Annotated in this window: 27 protein-coding genes and 2 pseudogenes; 14 read left to right on the forward strand and 15 right to left on the reverse strand. The window is 35.0% G+C overall.

Going from position 1 to position 24662, the window contains the following annotated elements; genetic code table 11:
• Positions 1-38: 38 nt before the first annotated feature.
• Entirely contained in the window at positions 39-704 is a 666-nt protein-coding gene (trmB, locus tag ACQH2O_RS00295) for a tRNA (guanosine(46)-N7)-methyltransferase TrmB (protein WP_012673367.1), read from the forward strand.
• Positions 705-1180: 476 nt separating this feature from the next.
• On the opposite strand, the gene ACQH2O_RS00300 is transcribed toward trmB, so the two are convergent.
• Positions 1181-1828: a heme exporter protein CcmB gene (locus tag ACQH2O_RS00300; protein WP_010963039.1), complete on the reverse strand. Its 648-nt coding sequence runs from the start codon at positions 1826-1828 to the stop codon at positions 1181-1183.
• 106 nt (positions 1829-1934) lie between these two features.
• Here ACQH2O_RS00300 and ACQH2O_RS00305 point away from each other — a divergent pair, with 106 nt between their 5' ends.
• Together ACQH2O_RS00305 and ACQH2O_RS00310 are read left to right on the forward strand one after the other, a co-directional pair.
• Positions 1935-2327 (forward strand): TraR/DksA family transcriptional regulator, encoded by a 393-nt coding sequence (locus ACQH2O_RS00305; RefSeq protein ID WP_010963040.1) that lies wholly within the window; start codon positions 1935-1937, stop codon positions 2325-2327.
• Positions 2328-2623: 296 nt separating this feature from the next.
• A pseudogene (locus tag ACQH2O_RS00310) lies at positions 2624-3767 on the forward strand (transposase).
• Positions 3768-3776: 9 nt separating this feature from the next.
• On the opposite strand, the gene ACQH2O_RS00315 reads toward ACQH2O_RS00310, so the two are convergent.
• Positions 3777-3986 (reverse strand): hypothetical protein, encoded by a 210-nt coding sequence (locus ACQH2O_RS00315; RefSeq protein WP_010081834.1) that lies wholly within the window; start codon positions 3984-3986, stop codon positions 3777-3779.
• Positions 3987-4117: 131 nt separating this feature from the next.
• Here ACQH2O_RS00315 and der point away from each other — a divergent pair, with 131 nt between their 5' ends.
• From der to ACQH2O_RS00340, 5 genes are all read left to right on the forward strand, one after another.
• Positions 4118-5443: a ribosome biogenesis GTPase Der gene (gene der / locus ACQH2O_RS00320; protein WP_010963041.1), complete on the forward strand. Its 1326-nt coding sequence runs from the start codon at positions 4118-4120 to the stop codon at positions 5441-5443.
• Positions 5440-5961: a disulfide bond formation protein B gene (locus ACQH2O_RS00325; RefSeq protein WP_010963042.1), complete on the forward strand. Its 522-nt coding sequence runs from the start codon at positions 5440-5442 to the stop codon at positions 5959-5961. The genes der and ACQH2O_RS00325 overlap by 4 nt, the downstream gene beginning before the upstream one ends.
• Entirely contained in the window at positions 5936-6478 is a 543-nt protein-coding gene (locus tag ACQH2O_RS00330) for a demethoxyubiquinone hydroxylase family protein (RefSeq protein ID WP_006279362.1), read from the forward strand. Before ACQH2O_RS00325 ends, ACQH2O_RS00330 begins: the two co-directional genes overlap by 26 nt.
• 580 nt (positions 6479-7058) lie before the next feature.
• Positions 7059-8039: a phospho-N-acetylmuramoyl-pentapeptide-transferase gene (gene mraY / locus ACQH2O_RS00335; RefSeq protein ID WP_010963043.1), complete on the forward strand. Its 981-nt coding sequence runs from the start codon at positions 7059-7061 to the stop codon at positions 8037-8039.
• A gap of 6 nt (positions 8040-8045) precedes the next feature.
• Complete coding sequence (locus tag ACQH2O_RS00340) at positions 8046-8642, forward strand: ribonuclease HII (RefSeq protein WP_010082329.1); 597 nt, start codon at positions 8046-8048, stop codon at positions 8640-8642.
• 3 nt (positions 8643-8645) lie between these two features.
• On the opposite strand, the gene virB9 is transcribed toward ACQH2O_RS00340, so the two are convergent.
• From virB9 to ACQH2O_RS00355, 3 genes are all read right to left on the reverse strand, one after another.
• The gene (gene virB9 / locus ACQH2O_RS00345; protein WP_010082330.1) at positions 8646-9428 is read right to left on the reverse strand and encodes a P-type conjugative transfer protein VirB9; all 783 of its coding nucleotides are present in this window, start codon (positions 9426-9428) and stop codon (positions 8646-8648) included.
• A gap of 185 nt (positions 9429-9613) precedes the next feature.
• Positions 9614-10069, reverse strand: coding sequence for an outer membrane lipid asymmetry maintenance protein MlaD (locus ACQH2O_RS00350; RefSeq protein WP_010082331.1), 456 nt, complete (start codon positions 10067-10069; stop codon positions 9614-9616).
• Between the two features lie 2 nt (positions 10070-10071).
• Positions 10072-10386, reverse strand: a complete 315-nt coding sequence (locus ACQH2O_RS00355; RefSeq protein ID WP_006280055.1) for an NADH-ubiquinone oxidoreductase subunit NDUFA12 family protein — start codon at positions 10384-10386, stop codon at positions 10072-10074.
• Positions 10387-10450: 64 nt separating this feature from the next.
• Here ACQH2O_RS00355 and ACQH2O_RS00360 point away from each other — a divergent pair, with 64 nt between their 5' ends.
• Genes ACQH2O_RS00360 through purF form a run of 3 tightly spaced genes read left to right on the forward strand, consistent with a single transcriptional unit; the run spans position 10451 to position 14485 of the window.
• Complete coding sequence (locus tag ACQH2O_RS00360) at positions 10451-11917, forward strand: proton-conducting transporter membrane subunit (protein ID WP_038199409.1); 1467 nt, start codon at positions 10451-10453, stop codon at positions 11915-11917.
• A 53-nt stretch (positions 11918-11970) separates the two neighbouring features.
• The gene (gene rodA / locus ACQH2O_RS00365) at positions 11971-13074 is read left to right on the forward strand and encodes a rod shape-determining protein RodA (protein ID WP_010963045.1); all 1104 of its coding nucleotides are present in this window, start codon (positions 11971-11973) and stop codon (positions 13072-13074) included.
• A 25-nt stretch (positions 13075-13099) separates the two neighbouring features.
• The gene (gene purF, locus ACQH2O_RS00370; protein WP_010082377.1) at positions 13100-14485 is read left to right on the forward strand and encodes an amidophosphoribosyltransferase; all 1386 of its coding nucleotides are present in this window, start codon (positions 13100-13102) and stop codon (positions 14483-14485) included.
• On the opposite strand, the gene ACQH2O_RS00375 is transcribed toward purF, so the two are convergent.
• The 9 genes and pseudogenes from ACQH2O_RS00375 to rsfS form a co-directional block, all read right to left on the reverse strand.
• Positions 14467-15006, reverse strand: coding sequence for a DNA-3-methyladenine glycosylase (locus ACQH2O_RS00375; protein ID WP_038199418.1), 540 nt, complete (start codon positions 15004-15006; stop codon positions 14467-14469). The two genes, purF and ACQH2O_RS00375, sit on opposite strands and share 19 nt — an antisense overlap.
• Before the next feature lie 60 nt (positions 15007-15066).
• On the reverse strand, positions 15067-15372 hold the full coding sequence (locus ACQH2O_RS00380; protein ID WP_425385194.1) for a hypothetical protein: 306 nt from the start codon (positions 15370-15372) through the stop codon (positions 15067-15069).
• A 36-nt stretch (positions 15373-15408) separates the two neighbouring features.
• Entirely contained in the window at positions 15409-15984 is a 576-nt protein-coding gene (locus tag ACQH2O_RS00385; RefSeq protein ID WP_425385195.1) for a hypothetical protein, read from the reverse strand.
• A gap of 77 nt (positions 15985-16061) precedes the next feature.
• Positions 16062-17042 carry a Holliday junction branch migration DNA helicase RuvB gene (gene ruvB, locus ACQH2O_RS00390; RefSeq protein WP_425385196.1) on the reverse strand — a complete coding sequence of 327 codons (981 nt, stop codon included), beginning with the start codon at positions 17040-17042 and terminating at the stop codon, positions 16062-16064.
• Complete coding sequence (gene ruvA, locus ACQH2O_RS00395; protein ID WP_010082382.1) at positions 17039-17611, reverse strand: Holliday junction branch migration protein RuvA; 573 nt, start codon at positions 17609-17611, stop codon at positions 17039-17041. The genes ruvB and ruvA overlap by 4 nt, the downstream gene beginning before the upstream one ends.
• Before the next feature lie 892 nt (positions 17612-18503).
• A pseudogene (locus ACQH2O_RS00400) lies at positions 18504-19444 on the reverse strand (IS5 family transposase).
• Positions 19445-19842: 398 nt separating this feature from the next.
• Positions 19843-21093: a tyrosine--tRNA ligase gene (tyrS, locus tag ACQH2O_RS00405; RefSeq protein WP_007548582.1), complete on the reverse strand. Its 1251-nt coding sequence runs from the start codon at positions 21091-21093 to the stop codon at positions 19843-19845.
• 1 nt (position 21094) lies between these two features.
• Positions 21095-21334, reverse strand: coding sequence for a hypothetical protein (locus ACQH2O_RS00410; RefSeq protein WP_010963049.1), 240 nt, complete (start codon positions 21332-21334; stop codon positions 21095-21097).
• Positions 21325-21642 carry a ribosome silencing factor gene (gene rsfS, locus ACQH2O_RS00415; RefSeq protein WP_006279567.1) on the reverse strand — a complete coding sequence of 106 codons (318 nt, stop codon included), beginning with the start codon at positions 21640-21642 and terminating at the stop codon, positions 21325-21327. Before rsfS ends, ACQH2O_RS00410 begins: the two co-directional genes overlap by 10 nt.
• 179 nt (positions 21643-21821) lie before the next feature.
• Between rsfS and ACQH2O_RS00420 the strand changes: the two genes are divergently transcribed.
• Genes ACQH2O_RS00420 through ACQH2O_RS00430 form a run of 3 tightly spaced genes read left to right on the forward strand, consistent with a single transcriptional unit; the run spans position 21822 to position 23684 of the window.
• On the forward strand, positions 21822-22439 hold the full coding sequence (locus ACQH2O_RS00420) for an AAA family ATPase (RefSeq protein WP_022626414.1): 618 nt from the start codon (positions 21822-21824) through the stop codon (positions 22437-22439).
• A gap of 34 nt (positions 22440-22473) precedes the next feature.
• Positions 22474-22920, forward strand: coding sequence for an RNA pyrophosphohydrolase (locus ACQH2O_RS00425; RefSeq protein ID WP_007548581.1), 447 nt, complete (start codon positions 22474-22476; stop codon positions 22918-22920).
• On the forward strand, positions 22917-23684 hold the full coding sequence (locus tag ACQH2O_RS00430; protein WP_010082353.1) for a TatD family hydrolase: 768 nt from the start codon (positions 22917-22919) through the stop codon (positions 23682-23684). Before ACQH2O_RS00425 ends, ACQH2O_RS00430 begins: the two co-directional genes overlap by 4 nt.
• 27 nt (positions 23685-23711) lie before the next feature.
• Here ACQH2O_RS00430 and mdh read toward each other — a convergent pair whose 3' ends face one another.
• Complete coding sequence (gene mdh, locus ACQH2O_RS00435; protein WP_425385197.1) at positions 23712-24662, reverse strand: malate dehydrogenase; 951 nt, start codon at positions 24660-24662, stop codon at positions 23712-23714.

The following is a 24662-nucleotide window of genomic DNA, read 5'->3' on the forward strand; positions in this document are numbered from 1 at the left end:
ATAAAATATAGTGAGAAAATTATATATGTATCAAGAATATGCTATTTAAGAATAGCAAGTGGATTAGATCGTTCTCCAGAAGGTCCAGGCTAAAACCTGATGTTGATGAAATATTGGAAAAATATTCTATTCAAAACAGCAAGGAATCTATAGAGAAAATTGTAAATTCACAAAAAAGAATATGGGTAGAAATAGGCTTTGGCAACGGTGAAAATATGCTTTACCAGGTGCTCAATGAACCTGATCTATTATTTATAGGATGTGAGCCCTACTTAAAGGGGGTTTCTCGCTTGCTAACAAACATAGAAATACAGAACATAAAAAATATTTTAATGTGGACAGAAGATGCAAGAGAATTGATTGCAAATTTTCCTGATAACAGTGTTGAAAGATTCTTTATTCTCTTTCCAGATCCATGGCCAAAAAGAAGTCACAATAAAAGACGATTAATTAATACGGAATTTTTAAATTTATTAGCAAAAAAAATACTTATAACAGGGGAAATATTCATTGCAACCGATCATCAGGACTATGCAGAGTGGATAGCATCACATATAAAGCAGTGTAACTCTTTAATCTATAGGGAAGACGATTTCACAAGTTATACTCTTACAAAATACCACAGAAGAGCGCTCAAAGATCAGCGTAAAGTGAGGTTCTTTAAAGTAAGTGTTATTAATAATTTGCAGACTATGGATCAATAGAGTTTTTGCATATCTCTTTTACGTTAACTATAGATTAAAAATAATAAAAAAAGAGGGAGAAATAGAGTAAATTCCTTTAACTACTTCTCCTTATGAAGGAATAGACTTCTTGCATAACCCAAACTAAGTAGAAAAAAGGTATCATCCAAGTAGCCCCTTTCTCGTCATGCCGCTGCGAATCGTCATACCGCCGCGGCGCTAACACGTAGCGGGATGATGAGGCTTATCGTCATGCCACCGCGAACCGTCATACCGTCACGGTATCTCTTAGCCGCTAACAAGTAGCGGGATGACGGTTGTCAGGTTAGCTGTTATCCCAGTTTTTGACACTGGGATGACAACGAAGGGCTACTTGGATGACAGGGAAGGATGCTGGAATGAAGGTTTTTCAAATTGTCGATAAACCTAAATCTATAATAACTATTTGCCTTTTTTCTAGGTTATGCAAGAAGTCTACTGAATAACAGTAAGATTTTTCAATCCTGTTCCACAGCAAATTTTAGTGCCATGTGAGTAGTTATGGTGCTGTTAACAATCAAAATAACAAAAACTAAGATGGTGATTAGTAGTGTATAAATATTCAAGGATAAATTTTCAAATTGAGTTAGCATTTTAAAATACACAAAGGTTGGCATTATCATTGGCAAAACAAGAATTTGCGATACTCCTGATGCTAAGTTGTTTTGACCAATCATCAATGCATTTCCAGTAGCTGAAATATTAGTGATTATCAGCGTATTAAATAATAAAGACACTCCAACTGCTATTGAGTGTTCAATACTATTGCCTAGAATTGCAAAGCTGAATATGGAAGAAATTACTGAAATCGGTAACCCAAATAATAACCAGTGAGCGAAAATTTTATAAGCAACTATAAGCCTAGAAGAGAGTGGCTGTACAAAGATTTGCTCTAATATTCCATCATGATAATCAGATGTAAACAAATTATTTGTAGAAATCTGCAAAACAAATGTAGCACATATCCATGTTAATGTTAACATAACTTCTTGTTTATTGTTGTTTTTAAGTGTAAATGAAGATAAACTTAACATTATGATAAAAATACATACTATATAGGTAAAGTTCTTATCATCTATTACTAATTTTTTTACTGAGTCGATCATACTAGGCTTTTAAATGTTTATTATAAATTATAGTGTTTACTTTGAGGTAGTATAATTTTTTGTTCATAAATTATATAGGTTTTATTATTTTTTTGATAATGCAATTATGGAAAAGTTACCAAAAATAAAGTCACCAGAAGATTACACTCCTTCAGAAGATGAAGAATATATGAGCGTAAAACAACTGGAATACTTCAGCTTAAAGTTACAATCAATACTCGCTGAGTTAGAGAAACAAGAACTAGAAGATAATAGTATTGATACATACTATTCTGATGAAGATAGTGGAAACGAGGAATTAATCAAGCGTCGAAAAGATAGAAAAGAAAAAATTAAGGAGGCGTTAGAAAAAATAAAATTAGGCACTTATGGTTACTGCGATGGAACAGGAGAAGAAATAGGAGTCGAAAGACTTAAAGCTAATCCGCTTGCTATATATTGTATTGAAGAGCAAGAGAGAGTAGAAAAAGAAAAGAACGTGTACAACATTAACGATTAATTTACACATAAGTGGTGAGCCCATTGGACTTCAAGAGGAGCAAGAGGCGCTGAAGTATGTTATGCTATAAAGAAAGTGGAAAATTGGACATTCTCAACTTGACTCCTGCAGATTAAAAATTAAGTTGTATCCGTTCAGGCAATGGCGTCAACTTAAGGAAAAATATCAGCGATAGTGTATAAAATTTCTCTCCAAATTTTTTATCATTAAATTATCCAAAGAGTGCAAGGGACAGCACTTTTGTTTCTGTTTTATTTCAACAAAGAAGTCTAAAATGTGTCCTTTTTAGGTGAAATATGCAAAAAGGAAAAAACCTTATTCTACAAATTAAAAATATAATATACTCGAAAACTTTTCAGAAAATCCATTGTGTTGAGTTTTACACGAACAAGAAAACTTCCTTTTTCGACAGTATTTTCTATGATTTTAAAGTTAGTTAAAAAAAGTTTGGGAATAGAATGTGAACTTATGGAGCCATTGACATGTACCCTCAAAGCAAGCTTTTTCTAAAGCAAGATATAAGATTTGCCATACAGGCTTTCAAGAATTTAAGCATCCAAACAGCCTATCAGGATGAACCTGAGTTGGAGAGGCTATAGACTTATTGCAGCAGATGGTTCTGGTATGAGATTACCCAGCTCTGGGGAAATTGTATCCGAGTTTGAACCAAATGGAACAACAGGCACCATTGGCAATTTGTTTGTTGATTTGTGTACTTCGCTGATTTGCAGTGCTCGTCTTGCAGCTTGGAATATAGGTGAACAAACGTTGGCGGCAGAGCAATTACCCGAAGTTATCACTCAAATGCGTTTATTAAATCAAGAGAAATTATTATTTATCTATGATCGTCTTCAGTAAAATTCATTCAGCAGCATTATAATTTGGAAGTAGATTTTATTTTTCTCTTGCAAAAAAGAAATTATAGTAAGCTATGGGAACGCTGGCGAATTAGATTTTGATTTTATATTAGAAAATGAAAAGCTAAAAAATAAAATGAAAGGACAGAAAGTAAGAGTTATAGTGCTGACATTAGCCAACTGAGAAACAGAGTTTTTGACCGAGACTTTGGAGCAAAGCTTATGTGTTAAGGTGGCACATAGAGAAGTGCTATAAACGACTCAAAGTAGGAGCAGAGTTAGAGAATTTTTCTGGAGAGGCTGTATTACAAGAATTTTGGGCAAACTTGGTCATGTGCAATATATTATCGCTTCATATATGTGATGCACAAGGGCCTTGGAACCCAGATCAAATTACTGAGTATCGTTTAAATTTTTCAGTTTTATTTAGTGTAATGAGACAGAAACTCTATCAGGTACTTATTGCGCCAAAAAACTTTCAAGCCCTTTTTAAGTATACGCGCTAAAGTTAAAATCCGACCGGGACAGCCGCAATAAAGTAGATAAGCCTAAACGCCATCATGTCTTTAGGAGAGTTTGCTAATGAAAGTTCTTAAGTTGACGCCATTGGCTGTTCCGATTCGTTATATGACATAAGAGCATCATATATTTCATGCAATGTATTTGAGATGTTTTTTTCCATATGTTGATTAATATGCCCATATATTGTCGTCTCTTCCGAATACTCTGTATCTTTATGTATATGATTTTGTTGCTTTAATTCTTCTCTATCTACACTCTCTATTTGCTCTGACACTAGCATAACTACCCCATATTTTACATAACGAAATAAAAAAATTCTAACTGTAGTATGCTTATATAATCTACGAAGTCAATAGTTAAATTGAAAAGTTTCGGTTATAATTTACTTCATATAGAACATGCCCTTGAATTATGCTAAAAATCGCCATAGTAGGCCTACCAAATGCTGGAAAATCGACCCTATTCAACAGATTAGTAGGAAGAAAAGCAGCAGTAGTGAGTAACATTCCAGGAGTGACAAGGGATAGGCGAGAGGGAATGGGGAGAATTAGCGATTTGGAGTTTAAAGTTATAGATACAGGAGGATGGAACGACCAAACTAATTTTTCACTACAAGTTATTGAACAAATCGAATTTTCTTTATCCAATTCAAACATAATTTTCTTTCTTGTTGATGCAAAAGTGCAAAATGAGCGAAATGAAGAGTTTGCAAAGTGGCTGAAGAGAAAAATAAATAAACCTGTAATACTAGTAGCAAATAAATGCGAGAGTCATAAATCCGAAAATGTTGATTATTTGCAGTTTTTTGATTTTCTTGGCCCGGTGTATATCTCTGCCGAGCATAATCTTGGCATGGTTGATCTTTATGATGCATTAGCTGGTGTTATTGAAAATTTTAACGAGAACACTGAGTTACCTAACAATGAACTGAGTAGGCTGAGGATCGCGATCATCGGCCGTCCGAATGTTGGAAAATCAACTTTTTTAAATGGTTTACTTGCAGAAAACAGACTAATAACAAGTTCAGAGCCAGGTACCACACGTGATTCTGTGGATATTACATATGATCATGATGGAGAGTTAATTACTCTAATTGACACTGCCGGAATCCGCAGAAAGGCGAATGTTGTAGATGGCTTAGAATCAAGATTTGTTGAGAAAAGCATGGAATCAATCAAGCGCTCTCATGTGGTAGTTTTAATGCTAGACTCCCTAGTTGGTATTGAGCAGCAGGATTTATCAATTGGTGAAGCTGCAATTAAGGGAGGGAAAGGGATTATTGTTGTTTTAAATAAGTGGGATTTAATAGGTAAGGATGACAGAAGCAGGTTAATAAAATTTGTCAAACAACAGGAAGTAACCAGGTTATTCTTGGAAGTGCCAACTATAACAATTTCTGCGTTAAAAGGCATGCGCTGCGGTGATGTGATAGATAAGTGTCTTGAAGTGAGTGAATCCTTGAACAAGAAGATCAGCACTGCAAAACTGAATAAGTGGCTCATAGATGCTGTAGGAAAACATTCTCACCCTCTTGTAAAAGGCAAAGCAGTTAAAATGAAGTATATCGCTCAAATTGGTACTAAACCTCCAGCTTTTTCTTTGATATGTAACATACCTGAAAGTGTTGATGAAAGTTACAAACGCTATTTAATTAACGATCTCAGAAAAAATTTCTTTGCAGACGGTGTGCCAGTTAGATTGCTTTTGAAAAAAAATAAAAATCCCTATGTAAAATGAATACTCTGCTTTATACTTTCAGGGATAATTTACTTAAAGTTATGTGTAATAATTCCAGAATTCCTGCAATCTTTCTGCTGTCGAGTGCCGCTGCTCTAATTTTTGCATATGTGCTAGAATATTTTTTCAACATGCTGCCATGCAAGTTATGTACATACGAGCGAATAGTTTACTATATCGCTGGATTACTTGCAGTAGCGTGCATGCTTAAAGACAACAAAATTCTAATCTATGCAATGTTTTGCAGCTACCTCATAGGTGCAGTAATATCTTTTTATCATATAGGTCTTGAACTCCACTTATTTCATGATGTTTTAGGTTGTACAGAGCAAGCAAGTAGTAACGTTAGTATAGAAGAGCTCAGAAATAATCTACTAAATCCTAATTACTCTCCATCTTGTGACAGACCTCATTACGTTCTAGGTGTTTCCTTAGCAACATGGAATCTAATTTATCTCATAGTAGCTCTGTTCGTATCAGGTAAGGTGTATTGTGGAGAAAGAAAGAAATCTAAATAATTTAAGGTACAGCAACAATCAGTTCTTGCAACAGGCAATTAGAGTAGATCACGCTGGAGAATATGGAGCTATTTGCATTTATTCTGGTCAAAAATTTATTCTTAAGAAATCTTCTATAATCAATGAAATAATTGAAATGGAAGAGCAGGAAAAAAAGCATTTTCACTATTTTAATGAGAAAATCAAAGAGCAAAAAGTTCGTCCTACTGTTTTGTTGCCTGTTTGGCGTGTTTTAGGAGTGTCGCTTGGCGTTGCAACTGCCATTATGGGCAAAAAAGCTGCTATGGCTTGCACTGCTGCAGTTGAAGAAGTTATCGGGGAGCACTACAAAGAGCAAGTTTCACATTTAGAAGATGGGGAATTAAGAGAAACTATAAGTAAATTTCGCGACGAGGAGTTAGAGCACAAAGATATTGCAATTCAGCACAATGCTGAAAGCGCATTTGGCTACAACATTTTATCATCATTCATAAAAACAGGCTGCAAAACTGCTATTTACTTGTCTAAGTTAATTTAACTAAGCAGCTTTCTTAAAGTGTTTTAAATGTTCTGATAACAACAGAAACCAGGAAGGAATTCAAGTGTAACAATTATTTTATAACTATATTTACATATCACCATTATTAATAAATAATTAGTATTTGTAAATTAAATACATCTAAAGTATAGACTGCAAAGGAGGCAAAAGTGCGTTTTAATTTAGAAGAGGGAAATGCTCTTATGTAATACCTGCCACAGGTTCACAACTGTACGAACATTCATTTTTGAAGGTAAATTGCACAGCAAATGGTGTCATTCCAGTCTGGAATCCAGAAATTTTGCTTATAACTGAGCTGATAAGCTAAAGGTAATTGTCTTACACTAAAACAAACGTTTTTAATTAAGTTGCATAGAACCAGTGTCTGGGCACTGGGATGACACCCCACTGGTGGTCCAAACTACAACGTTCGTACAGTTGTGGATTCCAGACTGGGATGACACCCTACTGATGGGCCCAAATCACAATGTTCGTACAGTTGTGGGTCAGGCTATAGGATGACAGAAGTTGACTTTATTAGCTATAGGTGGTATGACACTTAGTCAATTTAAGTAAGCAGATGATCTTAGCTACAAAAGTATTTTTTACCTCATTTGTTTTTGGGTTTATTCTTTTTCCCTATTTTATAAAGCTTCTAAAAAAAATAAGCAAAGATGGGCAACCAATTAGATCATGTGGACCAGAAAGTCATTTAATAACAAAAAAGAATGTACCACCTATGGGCGGAATAATAATACTGATTTCTTCTTTATTACCAATTTTACTCTGGGCTCAGTTAACACCAGAAATTTTGCTGCTGATATTGATAACTCTATTTTTTGCTCTACTTGGATTTATTGATGATTATTTAAAATTGAAGACAAATCACTATCGAGGTTTAAGTGCAAAAACCAAAATACTTATTCAGTTTATTGTTGCTCTGGTTGGTGTGTTTATACTTAAGCTATACTCTGCTGAATGTTTTACAAAAACGTCCCTATTTAAAGGAGTAATAATAGATTTTGGCTATCTATATGTTCCGTTTGCTGCGTTTGTAATTGTCGGCTCTTCTAATGCTGTGAATCTCACAGATGGTTTGGATGGCCTTGCTGCAACTCAAGTTATCACTTCCTTTGCTTTTTTGGGGCTAATTGCATATATAACTCAGGCAGATATGAATATTACTTTATTCTGCATTGCATTTATAGGAGCTATTCTAAGTTTCTTGTGGTTTAACACACATCCAGCAAAAATATTTATGGGTGATGTTGGTAGCTTGTCGGTAGGTGCGGCTTTAGGGTTAACTAGTGTCCTAATTAAAAGAGAAATGCTTTTTGCCATTATTGGAATAATCTTTGTAATAGAGACTCTATCTGTTATTATTCAGATATCATATTTTAAATATACAAAGTTTAAATATGGAGAAGGAAAAAGAGTTTTTCTTATGGCACCAATACATCATCACTTTGAGAAGAAGAGATGGTCAGAAAATGTAATCGTTATGAAATTTTGGATAATTTCTATTATCTGTTCAGTTTTTACTATAACTTTCTTATTATAAAAACCTATGAAATACCCAGACTTTACATTAGAAAATAAATTATCAGGAGTGATAGCAGGAGTGGATGAAGTTGGAAGAGGTCCGCTAGCTGGTCCAGTAATATCCGCAGCCGTAGTGTTTATTGATAGAAATACAATTATTGATGGAATCAACGACTCGAAAAAGTTGACTCCTCAATGTAGGCAAGTCCTATATGAAAAAATAACATCCGTTGCAAAATTTGGTATAGGAATGGCAAGCGTAGAAGAAATAAATTCATACAATATCTTGCAAGCAACAAAGCTTTCAATGAAACGTGCGTTGATAGACTTGGACCTAGAATTAGATTATGTACTAGTTGATGGTAATCAACCACCTGAAGTGAAATGGCAAGTGAAATCCATAGTAAATGGTGATAATTTGAGTACATCAATTGCAGCAGCTTCAATCGTTGCAAAAGTTACGAGAGATCGGCTTATGCAAGAATTGCATAATAAGCATCCTGAATATAATTGGTATAAAAATAAAGGATATGGGACAAAAGAGCACCTTAACGCTATTGGCCTTTATGGAATTACAGAACATCATAGAAAAAATTTTGCACCCATATCTCGGGCATTATAGCCTTTACCCTTTTTTGAAAGGTATGGTTTCATTAAATAGGCAAACTGTACTCGATCCATTCCTTAAGGTAAACACTGAACTTACCCTTTCGATTATCAGGTAGTTATCAACTGTACGGAAATTTACTAAAGACTCATATCCTGCAGAATCAACCATAAAAACTGCCGGAAAATCAGAGTTTATTTTATTGAATTGTAGATATGTAAATTTTCCGTCATCAAAAACCTTAATTGGTATTATTGACTGACTACCTTTGACGTGCGAGATGGAATAATTAAAATTTAATCCCTTCTTTACAACTTCAATATCATTGATATCAGGAATAATGGTATGACTAGCTTGTTCGAAGATATCACCGTTATTTGTTGTGTAAATCTCATCACTGCTAAATAGTGGATAAAGAAACCTTACTTCATATGCTAATCTTGGATCATCTAGTCCAGTTGCTTCTTCAGCATGAAGTTCAAAGTAATAAACTCTTTTATTGGTAATTATAGTTGCATTAGTATCGGCAATATCATCTATAGGCTTAATAAACAATCTATTACCTTGAGGAAGGAGTTGCCAACCAGTTGAATCACCCATTGAAAGGTTTTGTATTACCTCCCCTGGTTCAAACAATATACTGGACTGATAACCATAAAAACCCGTATACTTATGTATAGCTTGTGGGTTATAATTTATCACCTTTATGTGATTATCTCCAGCTATTGAACGTGGCTCCTGTTTTGCAAGTGCATCACTACCACAGAGGAACAACAGTACGGCAAACAGTAAACCAATCATAATATCAAAATAAATTAATTTTCATTTTATCATTGATAGACATGCACTGCAACTATTAAGGCACTTTCTATACTATAAACCCCAAAGCAAGCGGTAGAAAAGGCAAGAAATAAGGCAAACTCCTTAAATACTTTAGAACTACAGGAGGCTTTACCTGAACGGATATACTTGGAATCCTGCCATTTTCACTTTGTAAACATACCAAGAATTCTGTCCATTATTCCACCCATATTTGCTTCAGCTTGAGTATACTCTATTTTACCACCATGCAAGATTAGTTTAATATCTGATCCAGGTGATATATTAACAAATTTACTGCCAACAACTCCACTGCTAGTGATCAGAGCTGAACTATCAATTGGCAATTTTATGTCTTTGCTTATACACATATCGATTCGTGCTACGTAGGTAGCTTTGTCAAGTGATACACCAGTTATGCTTCCAACATCTACACCAGAGATCTTGACACTATCACCAACTCCTATACCGTTAGCGTTAGCAAAAAGACCATATATTTTATTGCAATCCTTATAGTTTTTCTTTATGTAAGATAGCTTATCAATAGCAAAGAAAATCAGAAAAATAGTGAAAATTAATACAAATAATCCAGCGGTTATTTCAAGTATATTTGACCTTCGCATCTTTAGTTATCAGGACTCCAGCTTTTATAGTAATTTTTCACTTTTTGGTTTGGATAGTATGCATTTTTTGTACCCGTTAAATTAGGAGTATGTTTTACTTTTCTTTTTTTATTATTAACTGGTACTACATTATCAGTATAGTGAAGCCATATATGCCATTCCGGAGGCACTGTTGTAGGCTCAGAGACACTGCTATACATAACCCACCTTTTTCCTTTACTTGATTCATAGTAAGAATTTCCATTTTCATCTCTTCCTACAAATTTATCTTCTCTTCGTAATAGGCGTTTTATTGCGTTACAAATTTTAGATAACATAAGGGTATTAAAACAAAAAGTATTATATATACTAATACTTTAACGATATATTAACAACAATTTAATGCAATTACCAATCTTACAAGTTATTATACCAATAATTGCATCAATGTTTTGCTTTCTTGCCAAGAAACACAAGGTATCTTGGTTTATTTCTTTTATTGCAACAACAATCACTCTTATCATTTCATCAATACTACTCATTAAAACATATAAAGGTGAAATTATAACTTATCACCTTGGAAATTGGGCTCCTCCGTATGGAATAGAGTTAAGAATCGACGTGTTAAACTCCTTGATTCTAACTTTGGTGAATTTTATAGCGCTGATTAGCGTGCTTTATAGCTTTTATATTAACGAAAAAGAAATTAGCAAAAACAAAATCACTGGTTTTTACTCTCTATTTCTACTGTGCTTAAGCGGACTGCTCGGGATTCTAGTAACAAACGACATATTTAACCTTTACGTTTTCTTGGAAATTTCATCTCTTTCTTCTTATGTATTAGTTTCAATGGGAAGGGATAAAAAAGCCTTGGTTGCAGCATTTGAATATCTAATTAGTGGAACAATAGGCGCAACATTTTATTTATTTGGCATCGGGCTCTTGTATTCAATGACTGGAACGCTCAATATGTCTGACATGGCTGAAAGAATAGTTCCATTACACGATAACAACATCATAAAACTTGGCACGTTGTTCATTTTTATTGGTCTCTCAATCAAAATGGCACTGTTTCCATTAAGCAGGTGGCTGGTTAATGCATATAGTGAGGCGCCAAGTTTCATTAGCATATTCTTTTCAGGCACAGTGACAAAAGTGATGATATATGTTTTCATCAGAATCTTTTATACTGTTTTTCATCAAAATTTCTTCTTATTTAAACCATCACTAAGCAACGTGATAATTATCCTCGCACTTTGCGCTGTTATATTTGGGTCGATATTTGCAATAACCGCAAAAGACATAAAAAGACTGCTTGCTCACTCTAGTATTAGCCAAATTGGTTATATAATTTTAGCACTGAGTTTTAACTCAAAAACAGGTGTATTTGCAGCAATTCTTCACATAGTAAACCACAGCATAATAAAAACATCTTTATTTATGGCTGCAGGATGTATTTCTTACAAATTTGATACAACAAAAATAGAGAATTTATCGGGACTCAAGAAATCAATGCCTTATACAGCACTTGCGTTCACTCTACTCAGTTTAGCATTAATCGGTGTGCCTTTAACAAATGGCTTTGTAAGCAAGTGGTATATAATGAAAGCAATTATCGAATCTCATGCGTGGATTTCCCTTGTAACATTTGCTGCTGGCTCTTTCCTTGCATTGATATATATGTGGAAGATGGTAGAGAAAATGTATTTTGAAAATGATGCAACGTCACGCACTGGAATGACACCGGACAAAATTAATGATGTGCCATTTCCTATGCTTTTCTGTCTATTGTTTATGGCAGTTTTAACAGTAGTAACTGGAATATATAGCACTCCAATTCGGTTAGTAGTTGAGAAGTTGGTTTTTTGATTTTTATCTTTGTTTCATATTTTACTATACTTTAAGGTTATAAGGTCTTTATTGTGGATAGACTGAAGAAGATTCATTGGTTGTTAGTCATTAACGTGATAGCGCTGTTTTGCGTTGGCATTGTTGTTCAATACTCTTCTGCTGGAGGAAAGTGGGTGCCATTTGCGATTCACCAACTGGTCATATTCTCCTTCTTTTTCCTACTTGCTATAGCTATGTCATTCATAGAGCTAGATTTTTATTTGAAGCACGCCTACTTTTTTTATGTAGCAGCAGTGATTTCGCTATTAGTAGTGAATTTTTTTGGCTCACACATAATGGGTGCAACAAGGTGGATAAGAATTGGATCAATTAGTTTGCAACCATCAGAATTTGCAAAAGTAGGCTTAATACTTGCGCTTGCTCGCTATTTTGATAAGCAGAGTGTATATAAAATGATGGAATTTAAAAGATTGCTTAAGGCACTTATAATTATTTTCTTACCCGTGTTCTTGGTGTTAAAGCAACCTAATTTAGGCACAGCTGTGATAATGTTATTTATAGGGATATCAATTATATTCACAGCAATAATAAAAAGATCTCATTCGGTAATATGTGGAACGCTTGGCATTTTTGCAGTACCGGCTATTTGGCCTTTTTTACGTCCTTATCACAAGCAAAGGATATTGTCGTTTTTGGATTCATCAGTGGATCCACTTGGAATAGGTTATAATGCGCAGCAATCTCAGATAGCTATTGGTTCAGGAGGTTTGCTTGGTAAGGGCTTTGTTAACGGAAGTCAAACTCAACTTGGATTTTTGCCGGAGAAACGTACAGATTTTGCTTTTGCAGTGCTGAGTGAGGAATGGGGATTTTTAGGTAGCATGGCTTTAATTTTGCTTTATACCTCATTACTTGGCATAATTTTCTCTATCGCTTATAGGTCGAAAAATTATTTTTCTAAGTCGATATCTATCGGCATTTTCGCCTTTTTTAGTGCTCATTTCTTTATAAACATCGGAATGACAATGGGCCTCTTACCTGTGATAGGCGACCCATTGCCATTTCTGTCCTATGGAGGAAGTACAACTGCTGCAAGCTTAATATGCATAGGATTATTGCTGGCAATAAAAGCAGATGAACAACAAAATGCTTGTATTTTACCTATGCTAAAGTAAAATTAAATTTTACTTAATAGTTTTTATGCTAGATGAAATGCGTGAGGAATGTGGGGTATTTGGCATAAGTTGCAACCAAAGTGCTGCTTTTAACTCTATACTTGCTCTCCACGCTTTGCAGCATAGAGGTCAAGAGTCTTTTGGCGTAGTAACCAGTAACAACGATAAGCTGCACTCTTATCACTTTCAAGGTCAAGTGAGCAGCGTATTTGATGATATAGATGAAATAAAGAAATCCTTACCTGGAGATTGTGCAATAGGTCATGTTCGATACTCAACAAGTGGTAATAAGTTTGGAGTGCAGCCCATGTTTAGCAAAAGTGGCAAATTTGGGGATTTCGCCATAGCACATAATGGTAATTTAATTAATATTTCTCCGATACGCGAACAATTGATTAAACAAGAGTGCGTTTTTCAGTCAGATATTGATACAGAAGTAGTAGTGCATCTGACAGCAAGCGGTGAAAAAGATAGCTTTTTAGAGAGTTTTATATATGCATTAAAGCAAATACAAGGTGCTTATTCTTTTGTTGCAATCAATCAAGAAGTAGTTATTGGAGTACGTGATTCATCTGGAATCAGGCCTCTTGTTTTAGGAAAGTTAAACGGTTCTTACGTTCTTGCATCTGAAACTTGTGCTCTTGATATAATAAATGCAGAGTTTGTTAGAGAAATAGAACCAGGCGAATTAGTTACCATCAGTTCGGGTAGTAAGCTAGCCTCAATGTTTCCTTTCCCACAGCAAAAATCAAGTTTTTGTATTTTTGAATACGTTTATTTTTCAAGACCAGACAGCATAATGGAGAATAGGTCTATATACGATACAAGAAAAGAAATAGGAAGAATACTTGCAGAAGAGAGCCCACCAAAAAACAATGTAGATATGGTTGTACCAATACCTGATTCTGGAATACCTGCAGCTATTGGATATGCAAAGCATTCAGGATTACCTATGGAACTGGGAATAATTCGTAATCATTACATAGGAAGAACTTTTATACAACCAACCGCTGAAGTACGTAAAGTTAGAATAAAATTAAAATTCAATGCTAATAAGCACACTTTGAAAGGTAAAAACATAATTTTAATAGATGATAGTATAGTGCGTGGTAGTACGTTAACAAATATAATAGTTATGCTAAAGGATGCAGGAGTAAAAGAGATTCACCTCAAAATTTCAAGCCCACCAATTAAGCATTCTTGTTTTTATGGAATAGATACGCCAGAGTGCAAAGATTTAATTGCTGCAAATAAATCTGTAGAGGAAATTAAGGAAGTTATAGGAGTAGATAGCCTAGCCTTCTTGAGTATTGATGGATTATATCAGGCTGTTAAAGGAGAAGTGCGTAACAATGCTACACCACAATATTGTGATGCTTGTTTCACTGGTGATTATCCAATTGGCAAATAGTCTACGCAAGATCTTAAGTTTTTAAACCGCCAAAATTTCTCTTGGCCTTTACTAATTCCGATTCTCGGAGTGCACACATAATCTGGTTTGAGGTGAGATTCATAAACACAAAATTCGTGGCTTATAGTAAGGTCCTGTTTGTTATGTTCTTTTGTAATATTTAATCTTTTACACAATATTCCTGGCCCACCTAAATTTGCCTCAAGCGGTTCAATGAGCTTTAATCCCCGTATTAACACTGCTGCTGGGAACCCTTCTGCTTCTGTTACAATATTTAAACAGTAATACATTCCATATATAAAGTACACATATGAAAACCCCGGCATACCAAACATTACTGAGGTTCGGTTAGTATAACCCTTAGCTGCATGACAAGCTGGGTCACTCATTCCTATATAGGCTTCAACTTCGGTTATTATTCCACTAAAGTTAGAAAATTTCAGCATCTTTCCTAGTAACTCCCCGGCTACAACCAAAGTTGGCCGCTCGTAGAAATTTCTTGGTAGTATTGTGTTGCTCATCATAAAAGTATAAGTTACTTGCAGATGCAAGCAACTTATACTGAATTTTCACTACTTTACCTATTTTGAAGCAGCAGGAGCTTGATGCTTTTGTGATGCGCCGCTCAAGTCTTCTACATTTGTTGAATGCTGCTCCAAAAATTTTACTTCTTCAGAGCTTTGTTGTAATTGTGTTTGTGGCAATTGTGATGCTAACACTTCATGTAAAGGCTTTGCTTCATATTGCCTTCCTACTTTTACTTCTTTATGTGCAGCTAATTGCTCCATAGTAACACCATTACTCTCAATAAGTTCTACGGAGCCATTATCATGAATATTAATTTTAATATTACATTCTTTTCCTTGAGCATTCCATTTTAAAGTCATTTGATATGACCCATTAGCTACTTCATAAATTCTTGTTCAATGTTCATCAACCCGGCAACGTAGCCCCCTTGCTTTACTTTGAGGTAGCAATAGTGTAATTGCTTTCACGCCATATTGTTTACACAAATCGTTATTTAGAATGTCACTCATGCTTATTTCTTTTGTATTACTACCTATCGCAATTCTTACGGCAGGCTCAATAATATTATCTTCATTTTTGCTTTCTTTAAGTTTTATAAATTCTATATCATTATTTTCTATATTTTTAGATATCTCTTCTTTAATTTGTTCAGCAATTTTGCCTATAATGTTCTTACCACCATATTTATTCTCATCCCGAGCAGTATATGTACATATACCATTACTATCCTTATGAATATAAGGTTTTGGTTTCTTTTTATTAGTGGTATTAGTAGAAGTGTTGTTCTGCATTATAAAGAACTCATTCCATTCTTCTGCATTATTAAGAGTGACGTATTTAGGTACGTTCTCATCTAGTGTTGATTTAGGTACATTTTTAGTATCCGAAATCGAATTATTATCAGAAGGACTGATATTTAGATTAGAAGAAGTTTCAATTAAAGATACAGTTTCAGTGCTATTAGTTAACATATATGCCTCCATTATTTTTAATATATAAATGTTAGCATATAGATACCACGCCAATTAGTCAATATAAATTATGATGTTTAATGTTGAAAGCTCAAATACTCCTTTGCTTGATCGGTTAGAACGCGCCCTCTTGGTGTGCGCTTTACAAAACTAATTTTGATTAAATAAGGTTCTACTGTTTCTTCAATATTGCCAACATCTTCGGATAGCGCAATAGATATGGTGTCAATTCCAACAGGGCCTGAAGTGTTGAATAAAAATCTTAGATAATTCATATCAAGTTTATTGAGTCCCATTTTATCTACACCCAATTTTAGTAATACAGAATCAGCGACTTCATAAGTAATTTTTTTATCATCTTTCACTTCAACAAAATCCCTTATTCTTCTGAGTAACCTCAAAGCAATTCTTGGAGTGCCGCGCGCACGGGAGGCAATTTCCCGTGCTGCATCCTCTTCAATTTCAGCAGAAAGAACTCTTGCGCCTCTTTTTATAATATTAACCAGCTCCTCAAAGGAATAAAACTCAAGATGCAAAGGAATGCCAAAACGATCTCTGAGTGGCGCAGAAAGTAATCCAAGCCGTGTTGTTGCTCCAATTAGCGTAAATGGTGGTAGATCTATCCTTAAAGTGCGAGTAGATGGACCTTCACCTACTAATATGTCCAGGCAAAAATCTTCCATAGCAGTATATAAAACTTCTTCGATGCTGCGATTTAATCTATGAATTTCGTCGATAAATAGAACATCTTTTGCATTTAAAGTGGTAAGCACTGCGGCCAAATCTCCAGCTTTACTAAGTAAAGGACCAGAAGTTGCGCGAAAGCTAACTCTTAATTCTTTAGAAACAATTTGTGCTAAAGTTGTTTTGCCAAGCCCTGGAGGACCATATAATAAAACGTGATCTAAAGCTTCAGTTCTCGTCTGTGCAGCGTTTATAAACACTTTTAAATTTTGTATTAAGTCTTTTTGCCCGACAAAATCATCAAGTTGTTCAGGCCTGATGTTGATATTGCGCACATCTTCAGTATATTCTTTACCGCACGATATTGATTTCATAGTATTGAAAGCTCCTTAAGCGCCATGCGAATAATATCCTTAGTGTCCAGATTTGGCCTGTATTTTTTTATCGTATCATAAGCTTTCATTTTTTCATACCCAAGATTGATCAATGCTGAAAGGGCATCTTCATTAATTGGATGAAAATTATTGTTATTTATTTCTAGTTTACTCACTTTGCCACTCAATTCAGTGATGATTCGATTTATGAGTTTCAGGCCAAGTCCGCTCATCTTGAGTGCTACTTTATCTTCATTCATAATTGCCAAAAATAGCTGTTCTGGAGTTAATTTGCCCAAAATTGACATTGCAGTTTTATAGCTAACGCCGCTTACTTTGACAAGCAACCTCAAGCACTGCTGTTCTTCTTTGCTTATAAAACCATATAGCTGAGCGACATTTTCTCTGTTATTTGCATAGGTTTCGATAAGTAATTTAACTCTACTTCCGATGGAACATGCATTTAAAGTTTTGGCTGAAAGATACACCATATAGCCAACATCATTCACATTCAGGATTATGTGATCACTGCGCACTTCATCAACTATTCCGCTTAGATTTCCTATCATTTTTAACACTATATAGAGTTCAGTTTAAATACTCCTGGATCTTAGGTCAAGCAAACGAACATTATAACAGGGAAACGTGGCTAAAAAACCACTTGACAAACTCCGCCAGCCCCCTTATCATAAACACTGAAGCTATTTATTTATCTTCTCTGTACAGATTAAATGACAAAAAACTCACGTATCTGGCGTCTCATGTTTAATTTTTTGCACTATGTGCACTCTATGTCTTTATCAAATTTCTGGGTTTTTACCTACACAAGCTGAAATACGCTTATAAAGCATTTAAAACATTAAAAAACGCCAACTTAAAAAATGGATAGTGAATAATTAGCTACCCTAGGGTTTCTTTTGCCTTTTTTTCTGTTTAGTAAATTTCTTAATGTTTATAATTTAGATTAGTTGCAGCTTAAAAGCAGCTGAGTCGTGGTTATTAAGCGTTTAGAATAAAAAAACGCCATACTTGAAAGTATAATGTAAGTAATTAGCCAACCACGGGGCTTCTTTTGCCTTTTTTTTATTTGGTAAATTTCTTAATGTTTGTAGCTAAACGACAACCGTCATCCCGCTGCTTGTTAGCGGGATCTATGTTAAGGTATGACGGTTAAGTAAGGGATCTATGTTAAGAGATACCGCGAATGAATCGCGGTATGACGGTGTAGATAGTAATTCGTCATCCCGCTACGTGTTAGCGGGATCTCTTGTTAGCGCCGCGGCGGTATGACGGTTCGTGGCAGCGTGACGATAAGCTCGTCATCCCGCTACGTGTTAGCGGGATCTCTTGTTAGCGGCCGAGATACCGCGAATGAATCGCGGTATGACGTAGGACTGCTGTCATCCCAGTGCGTGGGCTTTGTTGCATCGCTCTTCGGATAGTAGGTAACGCACAATAAATTTATGAAGCTATCTCAAATTTAGCCATACCAATATCAGTGAACTTATTGAGCAAATAGCATTTAACAAGTAGTTCCTTCTCTCTATTTGTCTCAGATTTATTCCTAAAACTAAACCCGAATGTTTGTTTCAGTCGCGAGAAAAAACTTTCTATATAAGATCTTTTTCCATAACTCATCTCTTTTTTCCACTTCTTTATACCATCTTCATCATATGACTTTATGAGCTTGACTGCAGAATTTCTCTCAGCCATATAGTCTAACTTTGGATGCTCTGCTGCGTTGTTTTTCGGAGGAATTTTCGTTTTTATACCATATTGATTACACAGCTTATAGAGCTTTTCTCTGTCATATGCCCTATCTGCATATAGTACTTTTATGACATACTGAAAATCGACTTCTTTTAGCAAATCACAAGCTCCATAGTGATCAGCCGTTACTGTATTTTACAGCTATGGCTTTTTTGCTGTTTGTATTCAACATTACATGCAATTTTCTTGTCTGTTCATAGCTGCGATACTTTCTATCTTCGCTATTTTCTTTGCTATGACCAGGAGTGTTGTTGTATATACTAATTCCTGTACTGTCTATAGCAATTTCGATATCTTCCATATTATTTTCTGCAATCATTGATCTTAATATTGAGTTTCTTAAACCTTCTTGATGATTGTGAATAGCTGATAACTTGCAAATTTTTCCCAATTTGCTCAAGGTATCCTGCTATAAACCCAACTGTTTGCCTCAGGCCTATTCTAAATAAACAAGTTATTATGTGCACCAAAATTACAACTTTATCGCTATAAATATTGTTGCCACCTGGTATTTTTGGACCATTCTCGTACCACTTTTCTATGGCTTCGTTGATATAATGAAAAATATTTCCTCTTTTTTCTAGAAATTTGTTATATTCGCTATGGTTACTGACCCTCATTTTTTGTGGCATATTTTTTCTTTCAAGGTTAAATGGCTATTTTATAATGAATTTTGTCAGTAGCCACCAGATTTTTTCAGTTGCTATGCAACAAAGCCATCCCAGTGTCGGCTACTTGGATGACAAGAAGAGGGTACTTGGATAAGAGGCATTGCCCTCCTGGTAGGCCCAAATTGCAATGTCCGTACAGTTATGGATTCATTCGCGGTATAGATTCCGCTAATGAGTAGCGGAATGACGAATTTGTTGTTTTTCAAATTGTAGGTAAACCTAAGCCAATTTAGCTATATATAATAGAATTTCGCTTTCTACTATCTTTCCAGTTGTTTTATACATAATTCTCGAATTTTGAAAATTTGCTCCATATCTAATTTCTCACTTGTATAAAATTTGTTTTCTTACTTCGAGACCTAATCTACCACAACTTTTATATGGCGTTTCTTTCCTGCAGATAATTTTATAAATGGCTGATCTTTAAAGCTTTCGAAATTTATTACATGATCAATATTGTTTACAACATTATCATTAATCTTGCATCCGTTGCCCTGTATTAAACGCTTTGCAGCGCCTTTTGAAGGTTCAAAACCGGTGTCATGTAGTAGGTCTACTAAGGATATGCCGCTTGCAACTTGTTCTTTTTTTATGATGTAATCAGGAAGTAGTGAGCTATCTTCATTCTCAAAAGCAGAAATTGCAGCAAATTGTGCAAGTTCCGCTTCTTTGTCACCATGACATATTTTTGTCACTTCTGTTGCCAAGACCTTTTTTGCTTCATTTATTTCTTGATCCTTTAAAGACTCTAATTTTCTAATCTCATCAATTGGCACATCAGTGAGCAATCTTAAAAAACGTCCAACATCTTGATCATCAACGTTGCGAAAATATTGCCAGTAGTCGTAAGGCTTTAGCATATTATCATCAAGCCACACTGCTCCACTTTCAGTTTTGCCCATTTTTTTTCCTTGTGCATTTAATAAAAGAGGCATGGTAAGGCCAAATAGCTCAGGTAAATTCAACTTTTTTCCAAGTTCAATTCCGTTTACTATATTTCCCCACTGGTCTGACCCTCCAATCTGCAGACGACAATCATATTTTTTGTTTAATTCAATAAAGTCGTAAGCTTGCAATAGCATGTAATTAAATTCTAGAAAGCTTAAGGTTTGCTCTCTATCCAGCCTGGTTTTCACACTATCAAAACTTAGCATACGATTTACAGAAAAATAAGCTCCTATATCACGCAAAAAATCTATGTATTTTATGTTATCCAACCAATCTGCGTTATTTACTATCATTGCACCAGTCTTGCTGTCATTAAAAGACACCATTTTCTCTAATATTCTCCTTATACTGGATGTATTTTGATTGATGTTCTCTACAGGCAAGATGCTTCTTGCTTTATCTTTGAAGGATGGGTCACCAATTTTTGTTGTGCCACCTCCAAGTAAGACTATCGGCTTATAACCAAATTTTTGTAGGTGACAGAGCATCATAATCTGAATTAGGTGACCAGCATGAAGACTTGGTGCTGTGCAATCAAACCCAATGTATGCAACTATATAATTGCTCTGCAATAATAATTGATCTAGTCCTTCAATGTTTGTGCATTGGTATAGGTACCCTCTTTCTTGGATGAAATTTAAAAATTCAGATGCGTGTTTCATTTTATAAACCCCAGTCTATCCTGTCATTAATGCCGAAGGTAACCCTAATAGAGAAGCCAGTGCCCAGACACTGGAACTTAATTATAAACAAGCACACTATACAACGTTTCCGATGAAATTGCATGAAAAACTGGATTCCAGTGTCAGCTACTTTCATGACACCACTACCTGTGCAGGAGTTGCCTTCAAAATTACAACGTTTGTGCAGTTGTGCACCAGCTATCCAGGCAATCAGTTCCATAACTCTTCTATTTTATAATACTCCCTTACTTCCGGCCTGAATATGTGAACCATTATGCCTTGAAAATTCAAAACTACCCAATTGCCTTCATCCATACCTTCTACATCTATTTTATCATGTGGCTTGAGGCTTTTTATTACGTGCTCAGCTAAAGCTTTAACGTGACGGCTTGAATCACCAGATGCAATAATCATATATTTTGCAATAACGGTTTTATTCTGCACATCAAAAGTTACTATATCATGACCTTTATTTTGATCTATTATCTCTTCAATTGTACTTCTTATCGATTCCATATCGCTAAGCATTGTTTACAGGTTATATGATTCATTTATAATTATATACTCAAAATTTCTAAATATGAACTATTTTCAACGCAACTACTTGTTAAAGGTATTACCTGCATCTATTTTATCATCATGTTTTTAGCATGTACAATGTATATACTTTTTATATAATTGAAAATAGCTTTTTACTAGTATTCATTATGGGCAAGACTCTCATCTACTTAATCGGCTTTCCAGGCAGTGGTAAGTTTACTACTGCAAAGGAACTGTGTAAAATCATTGGTGCAGTAATAGTAAGCAATAATCTATTCAATAATATTATATTTGATATTGTTAAATTACAAAACGCTGAAGTTCCAGATGACCTATGGGAAAAAATTTTTGCAGTTAGGGAAAATGTATTAGCAATACTTGAAAAACACTACGTAAAATCAAAACATTATATATTTACAAATGAATTGATAGAGGGTGATCCCTATGACCAAAGATTATATAACTCAGTGGTAAATTTAAGTAAAAAAATGGACATGGAAATTTTTTCTGTAGTATTACATTGTAATAATGAAAAACTAGTAAGACGTGTCCAATCAGAAGAGAGATATCAGGAAAATAAAATTACTGATCCGGATTTTGCTATAAAGAAAATTGAAGGGAAAAGGCTATTTATACCTGAGGGTTCGCTTGAAATTGATAACTCGAACTTGAGTGCAAAGGAAGTTGCAAAGAAAATTGTTGAAGAGATGAAGAAAGAAAAAAATGGAAAATTAATTAAAACTTCTGTAACAAATCATTTAAAAACAGAGCGTACTCGTGGTTGAGCAGAAAGATAAGTACCGTCCTTGTGTTGGCATAATGCTATTTAACAGACAAGGACATGCCTTTATTGGAAAACGCTTTGATAGCGATTCTTACTGGCAGATGCCACAAGGAGGTGTTGATGATGGTGAGGAACTGGAACAAGCAGCGTTACGTGAGTTGCTAGAGGAGGTTGGTACTAATAAAGTAAAGGTTATAACTAAAAGCAAGGATTGGATATACTACAACTTGCCTGAAGAAGTTATACCAATATGCTGGAATGGAAAATATTCTGGTCAAAAGCAAAGGTGGTTCTTAATGAAGTTTTGCGGAGAGGATGAGGACATTGATATTAATTATACTGGTCATCCAGAGTTCAAAGAGTGGCGTTGGCAAGGTATAGATAGTTTAGTAGCCAGTGCTATATCATTTAAAAAAGAAGTTTATAAAACAGTGATAGAAGAGTTTTCTTCTATAATAAAAGCCTCAACAATAAGCTCATGATAGTAGATTCTCATTGCCACTTGATTTATTTTTCTGACGATGAAATACCAAAAGTAATTTCAAGGGCAGAGCAAAATGGTGTAAAGGTTTTGCATAACATATGCGTAAGTATTGACGATGTTCCTAAGTTATTAAAAATTTCTTCATCCTATGATCAGGTCTACTCCTCTGTTGGTATACATCCGCTTGATGCTGCTATAGAAAACGGTGAGTGTATACATGTTGATGAATTAGTTGAATTTACCAAGAACCAAAAGGTAATTAGTATCGGTGAAACCGGGTTAGATTTTTATAAATCTGACAACAAAGACAATCAGAAAAAAAGTTTTGCATTACATATAGAAGCGTCAAGAATAACTGGACTACCTTTAGTTATTCACACAAGAAGCGCTGATAATGAGATGATCGATATGTTAAGGTCAGAAATGAAAGCCGGTGCTTTTAGTGGAGTAATGCACTGCTTTGCTTCCTCTAAAGAACTTGCTTATCAATCTATAGATTTGGGGTTATATATTTCATTTTCTGGAATTATTACTTTTAAAAATGCGAGCTTACTCAGAGAAATTGCACAAAATGTACCACGCGAGCGTGTTTTAGTCGAAACTGATGCACCATATCTATCACCTGAGCCTTATAGGGGAAAAAAGAATGAACCAGCAATGGTGAAATACGTTGTTGATTGTTTGGCAGAGTTGTGGAATGAGTCACCAGAACAAGTAGCGAAGGTAACCACAAGCAACTTTTTTAGGCTGTTTGAGCTATAAAGAAGCTCTATAAAACCATTAATTTGCTTATGAACCTAAAGATTTCACCAGCTCTCTCACCGAGTTTACAGACTTATTAAACATTTCTTGTTCACTATCATTCATTTTAACTTCTAGGATCTTTTCAATTCCGTTTTTTCCAATAATTACAGGAACACCAATAAACAACTCTTCTACACCATATTCACCATTAAGGTAAGCAGCACATGGTAATATGCGCCTCTTATCTTTTAAATATGATTCTAACATGCATATAGCTGAAGATGCAGGAGCGTAGTATGCAGATCCAGACTTAAGCAGATCAACTATTTCTTTACCGCCATTGCGAGTGCGTTCAACTATTTCATCGACTTTTTTCTGTGTGATAAGACCCATATCGATAATTTGAGTAAGTGGAACTCCAGCAACTGAAGCACAATTGATTAGTGGTACCATAGTGTCGCCATGTCCTCCAAGCACAAAAGCAGATATATCTTCAACTGAGATATTTAACTCACTTGCAAGAAAGTAACGAAAACGGGAAGAATCAAGCACTCCTGCCATGCCAACAATCATATTAGTTGGAAGGTTTGAAAATTTATGCACCACTGAAACCATGGCATCCAAAGGGTTGGTAACCACTATTACAAACGCGTTTGGAGAATATTTTTTAATATTTTCGCCAACCTCCTTCATTACTTTAGCATTGATTTGCAGGAGGTCATCCCTGCTCATTCCAGGTTTTCTAGCGATGCCAGCGGTTATTATAATTGCATCGGAGTTTTTTATATCTTCATACCTATTTGTGCCAGTAATATTGACATTAAATCCATCAATAGGGGATGATTCTGCTATGTCGAGTGCTTTACCTTGTGGTATTCCATCACTAATATCAAGTAAAACAACATCACCGAGTTCCCTTAGTGCAATCATATGGGTGAGAGTTCCACCGATATTTCCTGCACCGATTAAAGATATTTTTTTTCTTTGTACTGTCAT

This window comes from Wolbachia endosymbiont (group B) of Schoenobius gigantella (assembly GCF_964031005.1).
Lineage (GTDB): Bacteria > Pseudomonadota > Alphaproteobacteria > Rickettsiales > Anaplasmataceae > Wolbachia > Wolbachia pipientis.